Below are 13,913 nucleotides of genomic sequence, written 5' to 3' on the forward strand. Positions count from 1 at the left end.
GTTGTTGCGTGCGGCGCGCAACGCGGCCGTATTGGATGATGTTGAAAGAGACGTATCTGGTGCGGAGCAAGCGAAGATGAGACCTGCCAGCCGGGCCATCGCCGGAAATCTGGTCTCGTCGGTAACGTTCATTCTCTCACTCCGTTCATACACAAACGCCCCGCTGAGCAGCGACCACAGGTCAGGACGGCACACACCATTGCACCAAAAAGCGGGAGACAGCTGTCAGAGCAGCTAACACCGGGGGCAGACCCGGCATCATTGTGAATTACGGTCGCAAACTTTGCGCCCACACATCTCCCGCATCCCCAGATGCGAATAATGTGGCCGCCCCCGTGACCTACAGACTTGTGCCCCCCAGTTGGGCAAGATCATTCATAGCGAAGCGTCCGTTACCAACAAAGGGAAAAATGTCTGAAAAGTGTCTTATAACGCTAAATTATTGCCGTAATTTCCGTTTGTTACCCGTTTTGGTTGTGCGGATTGTTTCCACCGCGAAAGGCTGGAATCCGAACTTATATATATAAATATGGCGATCAGCCGGGTCCGCGCTGAATTCGAGGCCGTGATTTTTGGAAATTGTTTCTAAAGGGGCAACAGTCTGCGCGGGTCAAGGCCGATGGAATTGTCGCCTTGTTGCGGTCTTGATTGATCAGAACTTGTTCGCAAGCTGGAACCAATGGCCAGCAATCGGGCCAACTGGTGATGAACCGACGGCCGCTCTGCCACATTTGTGTCGAATCAAAATCAAATATGTCTGCGCAGATAATCGTCCGCGCTGGTTTGGTTTTGCGGCGGAACCTGTCGTTAGATTTATGGCCGATACCGGGATGCCTATGGGCAATCCCTGGGCCGGACGTGGGTTATCTTTGGGGAAAAAACGGAAACCTGTAAAACAGGTTGGTACCCAAGGCCGGACTCGAACCGGCACGCCTCGCGGCGGGGGATTTTGAATCCCCTGCGTCTACCATTCCGCCACTTGGGCACGAGTGGCGATGTAGCCTGCTTGGCCGAGACGGGCAAGCAGATTTTCACGGGCTCAAGCACCCGCCCCCCTGCGCAGGCTTGACCTTGGCGGCTGCGCATGGTGTTGCAGGGCAAACAGCCGGAGCGAGCGTGATGATCCGTGGCCTTTATGACTGGACTTTGGGCATGGCCCATCACCGCCACGCGCTTTGGGTGCTGGCGGTCGTTGCCTTCATCGAAAGCTCGGTCTTTCCGATCCCACCCGATATCTTGATGATTCCCATGATCATCGCCCGCCCCCGGCGCGCCTGGCTGATCGCCAGCGTGGCCCTGATCGCTTCGGTCCTGGGTGGGCTGCTGGGCTATGGCATCGGCGCGCTGGCGTTCGAAGGGATCGGCCAGCCCATCCTGGCAAGTCTGGGCAAGGCCGACGCGATGGCTGAATTTTCCACGCGGTTCAACGACATGGGGTTCTGGGCTGTGCTGACCGCCGGGGTCACGCCCTTTCCCTACAAGGTTATCACCATCATGTCGGGCTGGACCGGAATGCCGCTGGGCACCTTCATCGCCACCTCGATACTGGCGCGGGGGCTGCGGTTCTTTATCGTGGCGGGGCTGCTGTGGCACTTTGGCGCGCCGATCCGGGATTTCATTGAACGCAGGCTGGGTCTGATGTTTACACTGGCGCTGGCGCTGCTGATCGGCGGCTTTATCTTGATACGGTATCTATGACACGCAAATCTTTGATCATTCTGGCCACGCTTGGCTCGGCGCTGTTGTTACTCGGGGCGTTTGGGTTTCAGCATCTGGGCGGCTTTGCCCCGTGCAAGATGTGCCTGTGGCAACGCTGGCCACATGCGCTGGCGGTTGTTGTCGGTGTGGCACTGCTGGCCGGGGCCGGCCGGGCCTTGATCGCGCTTGGGGCGCTGGCAGCGGCGACCACGGCGGGCATCGGGGCCTATCATGCAGGTGTTGAGTGGTCGTGGTGGCCGGGACCAAGCTCTTGCTCCGGCGGGGGGCTTGACCTTGGCGGGATGGACGGCGGCACGCTGCTGTCGATGGATGCGCCAAGCGGGCTGGTGATGTGCGATGCGATTGTCTGGCAGTTTCTGGGTCTGTCGATGGCAGGCTGGAACGCAGTATTGTCTTTGGTGCTGCTGGGGCTGTGGTTGGCAGCACTGCGGCGCCCGGCATAATCAACGACCAACAGAGACCTATACTGTCACGGGATCAGGCGGTGATTCTGGCATCGCTATTCGAAATGCAAAATCAGCTATCCACTTTGTATAAACCATGACCAATATGGTCACTATGCTACCTTGTCATTGATCACATCGACAGCATACTCCCTAGGGCATCACCTTAGGAGCCTCAAAATGACACATGAAAAAGACTGCATCCTTCTGGGCGTTCCCATGGACAGCGGCAAACGCCGCCGCGGTTGCCTGATGGGGCCAGACGCCTATCGCACCGCCGGGCTGGAAGGCGCGCTGCGCGATCTGGGGCATCAGGTAACGGATCGCGGCAATGTCGCCCCTGCCCCCTATCATGCCAAGTCCCACGCCAAGACCCACGCGCTAGAGGAAACCATCGCTTGGACCGAAAGCCTCGCCGCTGCGGCGGATGCGGCGCTGGACGAGGGGCTGCCGATCTTTATGGGTGGCGATCACGCGCTGGCGCTGGGGACGGTTCTGGGGGCGATGAAACACGCCGAGCGGGTGGGACGCCCACTGTTTGTGCTCTGGCTTGATGCCCATACGGATTTCCACACCCCCGAGACCAGCGACAGCGGCAATCTGCATGGCACGCCGCTGGGCTATGTCACAGGGCGGGCGGGTTTTGACGGCTTTCCGGCGATCGACACACCACTGGCGCACGAAAACATCGCCATGATCGGATTGCGGTCGGTCGATGCGGCAGAACGTGCGGCCTTGCAGGAAACCACGATCACCTATGTCGATATGCGAGAGATTGACGAAAGCGGCATCGCCAAGCCGTTGCAACGCTTCCTCGACAAGGTCGAAGCGGCGGGCGGTATGCTGCATGTCTCGCTGGATGTTGATTTCCTCGACCCGTCGGTCGCGCCGGCGGTGGGCACAACGGTGCCGGGGGGCGCCACGGTGCGCGAAGGCCATCTGGTGATGGAGATGCTGCATGACAGCGGGCTGATGACCTCGCTTGATCTGGTCGAATTGAACCCGTTTCTGGATGAACGCGGGCGCACGGCCCAGTTGATGGTCGATCTGACCGCATCCGCATTTGGCCGTCGCGTATTCGACCGGCCCACCCGCGCATTTTAATAGAAAGACCCAAGACAATGACCAACCTGAAACCCTCCGACAAGGCCCTGGTGCCCTTTGTTTCCGTGCATCACATGATGAAGCTAATTCACCACATCGGCGTCGAAGACATGCTGCGCGGCCTGGCCGACTATATCGAAGCCGACTTCAGACGCTGGGAGCTGTTCGACAAGACCCCCCGCGTGGCAAGCCATTCTGAAAAGGGTGTGATCGAACTGATGCCGACCTCTGACGGCGATGTTTACGGGTTCAAATACGTGAACGGCCATCCTGACAACACCAAGGATGGGTTTCAGACCGTGACGGCCTTTGGCCTGCTGGCCAATGTCGGCAATGGCTATCCCGTGCTGTTGACGGAAATGACGATCCTGACAGCCCTGCGCACGGCGGCGACCTCTGCTGTGGTGGCGCGACTGCTGGCGCCCAAGGGCGCACATGTGATGGCGATGATCGGCAACGGCGCGCAGTCCGAATTCCAGAGCCTTGCGATGAAGGCGATCTGCGGCGTGGACGAAGTGCGGCTGTACGACATCGACGCCGCGGCCACGGCCAAATGCGCGCGCAATCTGGCGGGCCACGGCATCAAAGTGGTCGAATGCGCCAGCGCCGAAGACGCGATGCTGGGCGCGCAGATCATCACCACCTGCACGGCAGATAAACAATACGCCACGATCCTGACCGACAATATGGTTGGTGCCGGTGTGCACATCAACGCGATCGGCGGTGACTGCCCCGGCAAGACAGAACTGGCCCCCGCGATCCTTCACCGCTCGAACATCTTTGTCGAATTCCCCGAACAGACGCGGATCGAGGGCGAAATTCAGCAGCTTGACCCCGATCATCCGGTCACGGAAATCTGGCAGGTGCTGACCGGTCAGGCCAAGGGCCGCACCGATGACAAGCAGATCACGCTTTTCGACAGTGTCGGCTTTGCCATCGAGGATTTTTCGGCCCTGCGCTATGTCCGCGACCAAATCGCTGAAACAGGCCTGTTCCACCCGCTTGACCTGCTGGCCGACCCTGACGATCCACGCGACCTGTTCGGCATGCTGCAACGCGCGGGCTGATCCCCGCCGCCGTCAAGGATGTGGTCGGGCCTTATGGGACGGTGAATTCGCATCGCCCCCGGCCCGGCCACTACGTCAACTCTTTGTCACGTCATATCCATAGAGCCAGTCATAGGCCCCCAGCATCCTCCCAGGCGCCAGCCGTGATGCGACCCGCAGCCCCAGATGTGCCATGCTGCGGGTGACACCGGGGCGCAGATGATAGCGCGCGGCATTGCCCTGCGAGACTTTGATCACGCGGCGGGCGCGGTCATACCGGGCGGCCTGATACGCGGCCAGCGCCCGATCACGCGGCAGCCGGGCCAGACAATCGGCCAGCATCCAGGCATCCTCCAGCGCCATGTTCGCGCCTTGCGCCAGAAATGGCAGCGTCGGATGCGCCGCGTCGCCCAGCAGGGCCACACCGCCTTGATGCCAGCGTGCTGCGACCGGGTGGTGGTGTAGCCCCCACAGCGTCACCTCGCGCACCGCCGCGATCATCTCGCCCGCCTGCCCGGCAAACCCGGCAAAGGCATGGTGCAGGTTGGCCGGATCGTCGCGGTGGTGCCAGCCTTCGGCGGCCCAATCTTTGCGTTCTTCGACCGCCACAAGGTTGATCAGATGCCCCCCCCGCAACGGATAGCTGACCAGATGCCGCCCCGGCCCCATCGCCACGCGTGCCTCTGCCGGGTGGTCAAAGGTATTGGGAATCAGCGCCCGCCACGCCACCTGCCCGGAAAAGCGGGCAGCATCGGCGCCGTTCAACTGCACCCGGCCCACGGAATGAATGCCGTCCGCTGCGATCACCAGTTCGGCGCGCCGCTTGCCGCCTTGGGCCATCTGGACCTGCGGCAAGGTGTCGGGGCGCAGACTGGCCACCTGTGCGGCCATCTCGAAACTCACGTTTGCGCGGCGCGCGGCGCGTTGCAGCACCTCGATCAGGTCGGCCCGGTGCACGAAATAATAGCGCTGATCCTCGGCCAGCCGGGTCAGATCCAGCCGCGCCACCGCGCGACCGTTCAGGCCATCGCTTAACTGTACCGCCTGCCCGCGCACCGCGCCGCGCGCGGACAACCCAGCCCCCAGGCCCATGGCGCGCAGCACGGCCAGCCCATTGGGGCTGATCTGTAGGCCTGCTCCCACCTCTGCGATCTGGGTGGCCTGTTCAAGCAGGGTCACAGCCACGCCGCGCTGTGCCAGCAGGGCCGCTACAGCCAGCCCACCAATGCCGCCGCCAACCACGATTGCGTTTGAAATATCCATGACGTCCCGAAGTTCCTCGCCTGCGCCACCGCCGAAAACACAAACGCCGAAGCAATTGCTCCGGCGTTCGTATTATTGCTTGGCGAAAATCACTCGTCGCGGTGCACTTTTTCGCGCCGCTCGTGACGCTCTTGCACTTCCAACGTCATCGTGGCGATGGGCCGTGCATCCAGACGTTTCAGCGAAATCGGATCACCCGTAACCGAGCAATAGCCAAATTCGCCTTCGTCGATGCGCCGCAGCGCCGCGTCGATCTTGCCCACCAGCTTGCGTGCGCGATCCCGTGTGCGCAGTTCCAGCGCACGGTCGGTTTCTTCTGATGCGCGGTCTGCCACATCGGGAATATTGCGTGTCCCGTCCTGCAAGCCTTCGATGGTGTCACGGCTGCCGGCCAAAAGCTCGGCCTTCCAGTTCAACAGCTTGCGACGAAAATACTCCAGTTGACGGTCGTTCATGAACGGCTCGTCTTCTGCCGGACTATACTCATCCGGCAGGAACACTTCCTGCTTCATTTGTTTTTCCCCGGCGGTTCTCAACTCAGACATGTCGTGTCTGTCTCCCGATATCGCACTCTGCCGCAGCGTCTAACGCAGCAATTGCCGATTGTCACTACACAATCCCGCCGTTTTTTGCTTAAACCCCGTGGATCAAGCGCGCGTTACAGAAGGTTGAAAACAAGATGAAATTCCAAGGCACCCAAGATTATGTTGCAACCGACGATCTGAAAATCGCCGTAAACGCCGCTGTCACGCTGGAACGGCCGCTGCTCGTCAAGGGCGAGCCTGGCACCGGCAAGACCGAACTGGCGCGGCAAGTATCGACGGCGTTGGGTCTGCGGATGATCGAATGGAACATCAAATCGACGACCCGCGCGCAACAGGGCCTTTATGAATACGATGCGGTGAACCGTCTGCGCGATAGCCAACTCGGCGAAGAGCGCGTGCACGACGTGAAAAACTACATCCGCAAGGGCAAATTGTGGCAGGCCTTTGATGCAGATGAAAAGGTGGTTCTGCTGATCGACGAGATCGACAAGGCCGACATCGAATTTCCCAACGACCTGTTGCAGGAACTCGATAAGATGGAGTTTTTCGTTTACGAGACCGGCGAAACCATCAAGGCGGTCAATCGCCCGATCGTGATCATCACCTCAAACAATGAAAAGGAACTGCCCGACGCGTTTCTGCGCCGCTGTTTCTTTCACTACATCCGCTTTCCCGAGATGGAGACGCTGAAACAGATTGTCGAAGTGCACCACCCCGGTATCAAACAGGCGCTGCTGACTACCGCGCTGACCCAGTTCTACGAAATCCGCGATCAGCAGGGGCTAAAGAAGAAACCTTCGACCTCCGAAGTGTTGGACTGGCTGAAGCTGCTTTTGGCCGAGGACATGGACGCCGAAGACCTCAAGAAAGATGGCCCCAATGCCCTGCCAAAACTGCACGGTGCACTGTTGAAAAACGAACAGGACGTGCATCTGTTCGAACGCCTGGCCTTTCTCGCGCGCAGCCAGCGGTAGAGCTGCAACAGCGCGGCGGATAGATCACGACCGCGCTGATTTGCCTCGCTTTTATCGCAAAGCTTTCGTAGTCTGGGCTTGATCACGGGCAAAAAGACCCGGACACCGAGGCGAAAAAGGCAGGCAGATGATCCTACGAACCGCAGCTTTGCGGCGTGCACGGCTTTCGTTGCACGGCGCGTCGATACCGGCCCGAGTATGAGGGCGCGCGCGATCCTGCCGCTGGTGATGCTGCTCAACGCCTGTGTCCCTGCCTCGCATTCCGACGTTGCCACCCGGACCACGATTGCCCTCGCGCCGCTGCCCGCGATGAAGAACTTTGCCACCAGCGCGCCGCAGAGCCCGGTCAGGTCCAACCGTGATCTGGCGCAGGATTTCCTAGAACTGTCTTTTCAGATGGAAAGCGGTCGCGCCCTGCCCGTGCTTACCCGTTTCGAGGCGCCGATCACCCTGCGCGTGACCGGCACGCCGCCCGCAACGCTGGGCCCCGATCTGGCGCGGCTGATGTCGCGCCTGCGGCGTGAGGCCGGGATCAACATCACCGAAACGAACCGGTCCAACGCCAATATCACCATCGAAGCCGTCAGCCGCGACGATATCCGCCGGATGCTGCCCCAGGCCGCCTGTTTCGTGGCCCCCAATGTCAGCACCATGGCCGAATACCAGCGCGCCCGGCGCCAGCCCAAGACCAATTGGACCCTGCTGCAAGAGCGGCGCAAGTTGGCGATTTTCCTACCCAACGACGTCAGCCCGCAAGAGGTCCGCGATTGTCTGCATGAGGAGTTGGCGCAGGCGTTGGGGCCGCTTAACGATCTGTACCGGCTGCCCGATTCCGTGTTCAACGATGACAATGTGCATACGGTGCTGACCGGTTTCGACATGCTGATCCTGCGCGCCTATTACGATCCCGCCCTGCGGTCGGGCATGACGCGCAATCAGGTCGCCACCGCCCTACCCGACATCCTCGCGCGCATTAACCCGGGCGGCACCGGCCTGGCACCGCAACGCTCGGACGCGACGCCGCAAGTCTGGTCAGATGCCATGCAGACCGCTCTTGGCCGGGACACCAGCCGCAGCGCACGGCGCAATGCCGCGAATGACGCCATTCGCATTGCAACCCGGATGGGATGGCAAGACAACCGCCGCGCCTTTGCACATTACGCCATGGGCCGGGTGATACAGGGCGAAGACGCGCAAGCGGCCCAAGATCACTATGTCACCGCCGATCATTTCTATGCCCAGACCCCCGGTGCCGATTTGCACCGTGCCTATGTGGCGACCCAGATGGCGGCCTATGCCGTGTCCATTGGGGACGGCGCACAGGCGCTGCGCCTGATTGGGCCACATATCGCCCGCGCCGAACGCAGCGAAAACGCCGCGCTTCTGGCCACGCTGCTGCTGCTGAAATCCGAAGCACTTGAGCTGGAGGGCCGCGCGTCGGAGGCGCGCAGCGTCAGGCTGGACAGTATCGGCTGGGCGCGGTACGGCTTTGGCCCTGACTGGGCCGTGCGGGCCAAGCTGCGTGAGATCGCATCGCTGAACCCGCGCAAAGGATGAACGGACGAACACGATGATAGCAATTGGACTGGCAGTATTGGGTGCGTTGATGGGCGTCGTGACGGCGCGCAAACGTGGCGGCAATCGCAAGGACATCGCGCAATACGCGGCCGGTTTTGGCATCGCCTTTCTGGTAGTCGGCATGATTGTCACGGTTCTGTTGGACCGCGCCCTGACACTCTGATGGTGTCGCGCTGATGTTTTTGCCGTTCTTCGACCAGTTGCGCCGCCACGGCGTTCCCGTTTCCTTGCGTGAATTTCTGGCCTTCCTTGACGGCATGGCCGCAGGCTTGGCGACCTATGACGTAGAGGCGTTCTATTACGTTGCGCGGGTTTCGATGGTCAAAGATGAACGGAACATCGACAAGTTTGATCGTGCCTTTTCCGCCGCCTTTAAAGGCTTGGAAAACATAAGCTTGGACGATGTTCTTGAAGCGGTTGACCTGCCCGAGGACTGGCTGCGCAAAATGGCCGAGAAACACCTGACAGAGGCGGAAAAAGCCGAGATCGAAGCATTAGGAGGCTTCGATAAGCTTATGGAAACGCTTAAAAAACGTCTCGAAGAACAAAAGGGCCGTCATCAGGGGGGCAACAAGTGGCTGGGCACGGCGGGCACATCGCCGTTCGGCGCCTATGGTTACAATCCCGAAGGTGTCCGCATCGGCCAGAAAGAAAGCCGCCATCAGCGTGCGGTCAAGGTCTGGGACAAACGTGAATTCAAGAACTTGGACGACAATGTTGAACTGGGGACCCGCAACATCAAGCTGGCCATGAAACGCCTGCGCCGTTGGGCGCGTGACGGGGCCGCGGATGAGCTGGATCTGAACGGCACAATCCGCGCCACCGCCGAACACGGATATCTTGACGTGGTTACCCGGCCCGAGCGGCGCAATGCCGTCAAAGTGTTGCTTTTTCTGGACGTGGGCGGGTCGATGGACCCACATGTCAAAGTTGTCGAAGAACTGTTCAGCGCCGCGCGGTCAGAGTTCAAGCACCTCGAATACTTCTACTTTCACAACTGCCTTTATGAAGGCGTGTGGCGCGACAACCGCCGCCGCTGGGATGCGCAACAGCCGACACATGAAGTGTTGCGGCGCTATGGCCCGGATTACAAATGCATCTTTGTGGGCGACGCGTCGATGTCACCCTACGAGGTCGCCTATCCCGGCGGGGCCAGCGAACACTGGAACGCCGAAAGCGGGGCAACTTGGCTTGCCCGCGCGCGCGACCAATGGCAGAGCCATCTGTGGATCAACCCGGTGCCGGAACAACATTGGCCCTATACCCAGTCGATTGACATGATCCGCGAAATCTTTGGCCCCGATGCGATGGTACCAATGACATTGGAAGGTCTCAGCCGGGGCATCAAGGCAATGACCCGCTAACCGAAGCCCGAGGGGGAACTTTGCGCCGTGCGCGCCGTTGAGGTGGCAAGCAATGCGAAAGGAATATCCCATGGCTTCAATCATGAAATCAGGCAGCGCGAAATGGTCCGGCACCTTGAAAAAGGGCAAGGGCCACGTCTCAACCGAAACCGGCGTGCTGGACGACCAGCCCTACGGCTTCAACACCCGCTTCGAGGGTGCCAAGGGGACCAACCCCGAAGAACTGATCGGTGCGGCCCACGCGGCTTGTTTTTCGATGGCACTGTCGATGATCCTTGGCGAAAAGGATCTGACAGCCGACAGCATCGAGACCACCGCCGAGGTTTATCTTGAACCCAAGGACGGCGGTTTTCACATCCCGCGTGTGCACCTCAAGGTTCAGGCCAAGGTGCCCGGCGCCAGCGAAGAGGACTTTGCCGAAGCGGCCAACACCGCCAAGGAAAACTGCCCCGTGTCCACCTTGTTGAACGCCAAAATCACGATGGCTGCGGAATTGCTCTGACAGCCACCGGGCGCGCGGGTGATCTGCCACGCGCGCCCAACTTTCCCCTTGCTCCAGCTAGCAAAATAAACCGCCTGCGGAGGCATACGGCGCTTGCTCCTGCGCGCGCAGGCCCCATATTGGCAACATGATCCGCGTCTTGCCCATCTTGCTGGCGGTGCTATATGCGCTTGCCATGTACCGATTTTCCGCTTGGCGCACCGCGCGGGAACTCGACGCGCATTCTGCACCGCTGCTTGATCCAAAACTCAGCGACATGAGCAAACGTCTGGCGGACGCCCTCGATCTGCCGCGCATCAAGGTGCATCTGTATGAGATCGCGCCCGTAAACGGCTTGGCGGCACCTGATGGGCGTATTTTCATCACCCGTGGGTTCTATAACAAGTTCCGCGAAGGTGCGGTGACCGCAGAGGAACTTGCCAGCGTCATCGCGCATGAATTGGGTCATGTGGCGCTGGGACATTCGCGCCGACGTATGATTGATTTCTCTGGGCAAAACGCCCTGCGCACGGCGCTTGCAATGGTGCTGGGGCGGTTCGTTCCGGGCGTGGGTGTCTGGATCGCCAATGGGCTGACCACCCTATTGGCCGCGCGGCTGTCGCGCAGCGATGAATACGAGGCCGACGCCTATGCCGCTGCGCTACTGACCAAGGCCGGCATCGGGATTGCGCCGCAGATTTCATTGTTTGAAAAGCTAGACGCGCTTACTCAATCCGGCCAAGGCCGCCCGCCGGCATGGCTGCTGAGCCATCCCAAAACCGAAGAACGTATCGCGACCCTGCGCAAAATGCAGGCGCGGTGGGAGTTGGAATAGCTACGGGGTCAGCGCCTTGGCCAGCCGGGGCAGCCGCGCCTTCTTGAACAGGCTGCGCAGGTTCCAGTCCTGACCCGAGAGCCTGCGCGCCTCGTCCAGCACGCCTTGGGCAACGCCCAACACCAAATCGGGCTGCGCCTGCCAGATGCCATGCAGAAAGCTGTCGGGGTCTGCCCGGCTCAGCCCCTCTTCGGCAAGGATCTGGCGCGGGAAATCTTTTGCGTTGAGCGTAAGGATCATGTCGGCGCTGCTGGCCACTGCGACAGCAAGCACATGAATGTCATCGCCATCGGGCAACCACAGCCGCGCCTGCACCTCAGGTGCGGCGGGGTGTTCGGCCTGCGGCCATTGGCTGCGCAGCAGGGCAATTTCGCCCTGAGCCTGCGCTTCGCCCGCTGGCCCCAGCTTGATCGCAGCGCGCGCCCATTCGTCCAGGATGCGCCCCGACCAAATCGGCTCGAACACGCCTTGGCGCGCCACACCCACGACCATCTCGCGCATTACTGTCGGATACAGAACGCAGGTGTCGATCAAGACGCGCGTTTGGGCAGACATCAAAGGCGGAAGAACAGCGATTTCAGATAGCCGCTTTCGGCGAGTTGCGGCAGTTGCGGATGGTCCGGTCCGGCAAACCCGGTGTTGATCAGCACCGCGCGCCGCCCGGCCCGGCCAATCCCGCGCACCGATGCGGTGCGGAACTGTGCAAGGTCAGCGGCGTGGGAGCACGAACAGAGCCCTAGAACGCCATTTTCCGCAACCAGTTGCGCCGACAGACGTGCGACACGCTCATACGCGCGCAATCCTGCCTCAACCGCCTGACGCGACGGTGCAAACGCGGGGGGGTCGCAGATCACGACGTCGAATGTCGCCCCTTCGTCGCGCAGTGCTGTCAGCACGTCAAAAGCATCGCCCTGACGGGTTTCAAAGCGGTCCTGCATGCCCATCGCAGCGGCGCCGGCATTCGCCAGTTCCAGCGCAGGTGCAGAGCCGTCGACGGCCAGAGCCGACGACGCGCCACTGGCAAGTGCGGCCAAGGAAAAGCCACCAACATGGGCAAAGACATCCAGCACCCGTGCACCATTGCGCGCCAGATTGGCGGCAAAGGCGTGGTTTGGGCGTTGATCGTAGAACAGGCCGGTTTTCTGACCGCCGGTCAGATCGGCCATATAGGTGGCGCCGTTCATCGGCACCGGCAGCGGGCCGTCGGGGGCGGCACCGGCCAGCACGGCAGATACATCGTCAAGCCCTTCAAGGGTACGCGTGCGCCCGCCTGCGTTTTTCAACACGTTGGAAACACCGGTGACGGACTGCACTGCGGCCACCAATGGGGCGATCAGCGCGTCGGCCCAAGCGGCGTTTGGCTGGATCACGCAGGTATCGCCAAATCGGTCGATGATCACACCGGGCAGACCGTCGGCTTCGGCATGGATCAGACGGTAATAGGGCGCATCATAAAGCTGTGTGCGCAGCGCCAGCGCGCGGACCAGATGGGCCTCGAACCATGCCTGATCAATCTCGGCTTCCGGGTTCTGGTCCAGCATACGTGCGATGATCTTGGACGCCGGATTAACCGCAACCAGCCCCATGGGCGTGCGGTTCTCATCCTCCAGCCGTGCCAGCGTACCGGGGGCCAGCCCCTTGGTGCGGCGGTCGGTCACAAGTTCGTTGGCATAGACCCAAGGAAAGCCGTGGCGGATTGCGCGGGCATTGGCTTTGGGCAGGAGCCGCACCACGGGAAGCGTGGCGGGCGATGAGGCGGATGGGGTAAGGGGCGCTGTCATAGCGCCCCTCCTAGTCCTTTCGCAGCCTTTGGGAAAGGGTGCATTTGCACCTCGGTCCTTATGCGGCGGGTTTGTTCATTTCCTGGCGGATCACTTCGGCCAGATGGCCGGTGATGCGTACCTTTTGCGTTTGGCCGCGGGCTTCTGCATCAATCGCGCGCTGGCCGCCAAAGGCGTCAAGGTTGGCCTTAATTTCGCGGGTGGGGGCCAGGACCATGCCGGTTTCGGCGTGGCGCAGCGTCATCAGGAAGGTGATCGAATGTACACCGCCCACAGTATAACGGGCCTTTTCGGTCAGCGCATGAAAGCGTTTCACCTCGATGTCCATGATCGCGGGTGTTGTGCCCGTCATGTCTTTTACACCATGGTTCAGCGCCGCATCAAAGATCTTTTGGACCTGCTCGTAGCGGTTGCCGATCGGATCTTCGCGCCAGACGATGTCGCCTTGGGGGTAATAGCGGTTAGCTTCGGAAACTTTCAGCGTTTGCGGCACCGATACGCGCACATCGGTGACCCGCATGCTGGCGGCGACCGGCTGTACTGAGGTATCCAAGAGCGCCATACGCGGCGCGTGATCCAAGGATGCCGTGTTGGACAGGGTTGAGACCGTTTCCAGCGGCGCGTTGCGTGTCGGCAGGTCTGGTACAGCGCCACAGGCAGAGACCATGATGCCAAGGCCAAGTGCAGCAATCAGTTTCAACTTTGTCATTCTATCCTCGCTCCGGGCCCTAAGCCACTGTTCGATTGATCGGTGATGTGACCAATATGAGCGGAGAATGG

The 13,913-nt window shown here is 60.9% G+C and carries 15 protein-coding genes and 1 tRNA gene; 10 read left to right on the forward strand and 6 right to left on the reverse strand.

Annotated elements, in window-relative coordinates; genetic code table 11:
- Nucleotides 1-901: 901 nt before the first annotated feature.
- Nucleotides 902-985: transfer RNA gene (locus AC1965_RS09175), tRNA-Leu, on the reverse strand.
- Between the two features lie 134 nt (nucleotides 986-1,119).
- Here AC1965_RS09175 and AC1965_RS09180 point away from each other — a divergent pair.
- The 4 genes from AC1965_RS09180 (at nucleotide 1,120) to AC1965_RS09195 (ending at nucleotide 4,333) form a co-directional block, all read left to right on the forward strand.
- Complete coding sequence (locus AC1965_RS09180) at nucleotides 1,120-1,698, forward strand: YqaA family protein (protein WP_483883576.1); 579 nt, start codon at nucleotides 1,120-1,122, stop codon at nucleotides 1,696-1,698.
- The gene (locus AC1965_RS09185) at nucleotides 1,695-2,162 is read left to right on the forward strand and encodes a disulfide bond formation protein B (RefSeq protein ID WP_483883577.1); all 468 of its coding nucleotides are present in this window, start codon (nucleotides 1,695-1,697) and stop codon (nucleotides 2,160-2,162) included. The genes AC1965_RS09180 and AC1965_RS09185 overlap by 4 nt, the downstream gene beginning before the upstream one ends.
- A gap of 180 nt (nucleotides 2,163-2,342) precedes the next feature.
- Nucleotides 2,343-3,266, forward strand: a complete 924-nt coding sequence (gene rocF / locus AC1965_RS09190; protein WP_483883578.1) for an arginase — start codon at nucleotides 2,343-2,345, stop codon at nucleotides 3,264-3,266.
- A 17-nt stretch (nucleotides 3,267-3,283) separates the two neighbouring features.
- Nucleotides 3,284-4,333, forward strand: coding sequence for an ornithine cyclodeaminase (locus AC1965_RS09195; RefSeq protein ID WP_483883579.1), 1,050 nt, complete (start codon nucleotides 3,284-3,286; stop codon nucleotides 4,331-4,333).
- A 75-nt stretch (nucleotides 4,334-4,408) separates the two neighbouring features.
- Here AC1965_RS09195 and AC1965_RS09200 read toward each other — a convergent pair whose 3' ends face one another.
- Together AC1965_RS09200 and dksA are read right to left on the reverse strand one after the other, a co-directional pair.
- Complete coding sequence (locus AC1965_RS09200) at nucleotides 4,409-5,575, reverse strand: FAD-dependent monooxygenase (RefSeq protein ID WP_483883580.1); 1,167 nt, start codon at nucleotides 5,573-5,575, stop codon at nucleotides 4,409-4,411.
- Between the two features lie 89 nt (nucleotides 5,576-5,664).
- Nucleotides 5,665-6,087, reverse strand: coding sequence for an RNA polymerase-binding protein DksA (dksA, locus tag AC1965_RS09205; protein ID WP_483887020.1), 423 nt, complete (start codon nucleotides 6,085-6,087; stop codon nucleotides 5,665-5,667).
- 167 nt (nucleotides 6,088-6,254) lie between these two features.
- Between dksA and AC1965_RS09210 the strand changes: the two genes are divergently transcribed.
- The 6 genes from AC1965_RS09210 (at nucleotide 6,255) to AC1965_RS09235 (ending at nucleotide 11,352) form a co-directional block, all read left to right on the forward strand.
- Entirely contained in the window at nucleotides 6,255-7,094 is an 840-nt protein-coding gene (locus tag AC1965_RS09210; RefSeq protein WP_483883581.1) for an AAA family ATPase, read from the forward strand.
- A gap of 198 nt (nucleotides 7,095-7,292) precedes the next feature.
- On the forward strand, nucleotides 7,293-8,651 hold the full coding sequence (locus AC1965_RS09215; protein WP_483883582.1) for a DUF2927 domain-containing protein: 1,359 nt from the start codon (nucleotides 7,293-7,295) through the stop codon (nucleotides 8,649-8,651).
- Nucleotides 8,652-8,664: 13 nt separating this feature from the next.
- Nucleotides 8,665-8,835, forward strand: a complete 171-nt coding sequence (locus AC1965_RS09220) for an apolipoprotein acyltransferase (protein ID WP_483883583.1) — start codon at nucleotides 8,665-8,667, stop codon at nucleotides 8,833-8,835.
- Between the two features lie 13 nt (nucleotides 8,836-8,848).
- The gene (locus AC1965_RS09225; RefSeq protein ID WP_483883584.1) at nucleotides 8,849-10,036 is read left to right on the forward strand and encodes a vWA domain-containing protein; all 1,188 of its coding nucleotides are present in this window, start codon (nucleotides 8,849-8,851) and stop codon (nucleotides 10,034-10,036) included.
- A gap of 70 nt (nucleotides 10,037-10,106) precedes the next feature.
- A complete protein-coding gene (locus AC1965_RS09230; protein WP_483883585.1) occupies nucleotides 10,107-10,538 on the forward strand; it encodes an OsmC family protein in 432 nt (143 codons plus the stop codon).
- Between the two features lie 127 nt (nucleotides 10,539-10,665).
- On the forward strand, nucleotides 10,666-11,352 hold the full coding sequence (locus AC1965_RS09235) for a M48 family metalloprotease (RefSeq protein WP_483883586.1): 687 nt from the start codon (nucleotides 10,666-10,668) through the stop codon (nucleotides 11,350-11,352).
- Here the strand turns inward: AC1965_RS09235 and AC1965_RS09240 are convergent, their stop codons facing one another.
- Genes AC1965_RS09240 through AC1965_RS09250 form a run of 3 tightly spaced genes read right to left on the reverse strand, consistent with a single transcriptional unit; the run spans nucleotide 11,353 to nucleotide 13,842 of the window.
- The gene (locus tag AC1965_RS09240; protein ID WP_483883587.1) at nucleotides 11,353-11,907 is read right to left on the reverse strand and encodes an RSP_2648 family PIN domain-containing protein; all 555 of its coding nucleotides are present in this window, start codon (nucleotides 11,905-11,907) and stop codon (nucleotides 11,353-11,355) included.
- Complete coding sequence (locus AC1965_RS09245; RefSeq protein WP_483883588.1) at nucleotides 11,907-13,133, reverse strand: RSP_2647 family RNA methyltransferase; 1,227 nt, start codon at nucleotides 13,131-13,133, stop codon at nucleotides 11,907-11,909. Before AC1965_RS09245 ends, AC1965_RS09240 begins: the two co-directional genes overlap by 1 nt.
- Before the next feature lie 58 nt (nucleotides 13,134-13,191).
- Nucleotides 13,192-13,842 carry a DUF6778 family protein gene (locus AC1965_RS09250; protein ID WP_483883589.1) on the reverse strand — a complete coding sequence of 217 codons (651 nt, stop codon included), beginning with the start codon at nucleotides 13,840-13,842 and terminating at the stop codon, nucleotides 13,192-13,194.
- Between the last annotated feature and the right edge of the window lie 71 nt (nucleotides 13,843-13,913).

This window comes from Sulfitobacter sp. KMM 9851 (genome assembly GCF_057178245.1).

Bases quoted from the DNA above. Each gene is read 5' to 3' on its own strand.
- AC1965_RS09200 (WP_483883580.1), bottom strand. From the start codon at position 5,575: ATGGATATTTCAAACGCAATCGTGGTTGGCGGCGGCATTGGTGGGCTG.
- AC1965_RS09180 (WP_483883576.1), top strand. From the start codon at position 1,120: ATGATCCGTGGCCTTTATGACTGGACTTTGGGCATGGCCCATCACCGC.
- AC1965_RS09235 (WP_483883586.1), top strand. From the start codon at position 10,666: ATGATCCGCGTCTTGCCCATCTTGCTGGCGGTGCTATATGCGCTTGCC.
- AC1965_RS09185 (WP_483883577.1), top strand. From the start codon at position 1,695: ATGACACGCAAATCTTTGATCATTCTGGCCACGCTTGGCTCGGCGCTG.
- AC1965_RS09245 (WP_483883588.1), bottom strand. From the start codon at position 13,133: ATGACAGCGCCCCTTACCCCATCCGCCTCATCGCCCGCCACGCTTCCC.
- AC1965_RS09210 (WP_483883581.1), top strand. From the start codon at position 6,255: ATGAAATTCCAAGGCACCCAAGATTATGTTGCAACCGACGATCTGAAA.
- AC1965_RS09240 (WP_483883587.1), bottom strand. From the start codon at position 11,907: ATGTCTGCCCAAACGCGCGTCTTGATCGACACCTGCGTTCTGTATCCG.
- rocF (WP_483883578.1), top strand. From the start codon at position 2,343: ATGACACATGAAAAAGACTGCATCCTTCTGGGCGTTCCCATGGACAGC.
- AC1965_RS09220 (WP_483883583.1), top strand. From the start codon at position 8,665: ATGATAGCAATTGGACTGGCAGTATTGGGTGCGTTGATGGGCGTCGTG.
- AC1965_RS09225 (WP_483883584.1), top strand. From the start codon at position 8,849: ATGTTTTTGCCGTTCTTCGACCAGTTGCGCCGCCACGGCGTTCCCGTT.
- AC1965_RS09230 (WP_483883585.1), top strand. From the start codon at position 10,107: ATGGCTTCAATCATGAAATCAGGCAGCGCGAAATGGTCCGGCACCTTG.
- AC1965_RS09195 (WP_483883579.1), top strand. From the start codon at position 3,284: ATGACCAACCTGAAACCCTCCGACAAGGCCCTGGTGCCCTTTGTTTCC.
- AC1965_RS09215 (WP_483883582.1), top strand. From the start codon at position 7,293: ATGAGGGCGCGCGCGATCCTGCCGCTGGTGATGCTGCTCAACGCCTGT.
- AC1965_RS09250 (WP_483883589.1), bottom strand. From the start codon at position 13,842: ATGACAAAGTTGAAACTGATTGCTGCACTTGGCCTTGGCATCATGGTC.
- dksA (WP_483887020.1), bottom strand. From the start codon at position 6,087: ATGAAGCAGGAAGTGTTCCTGCCGGATGAGTATAGTCCGGCAGAAGAC.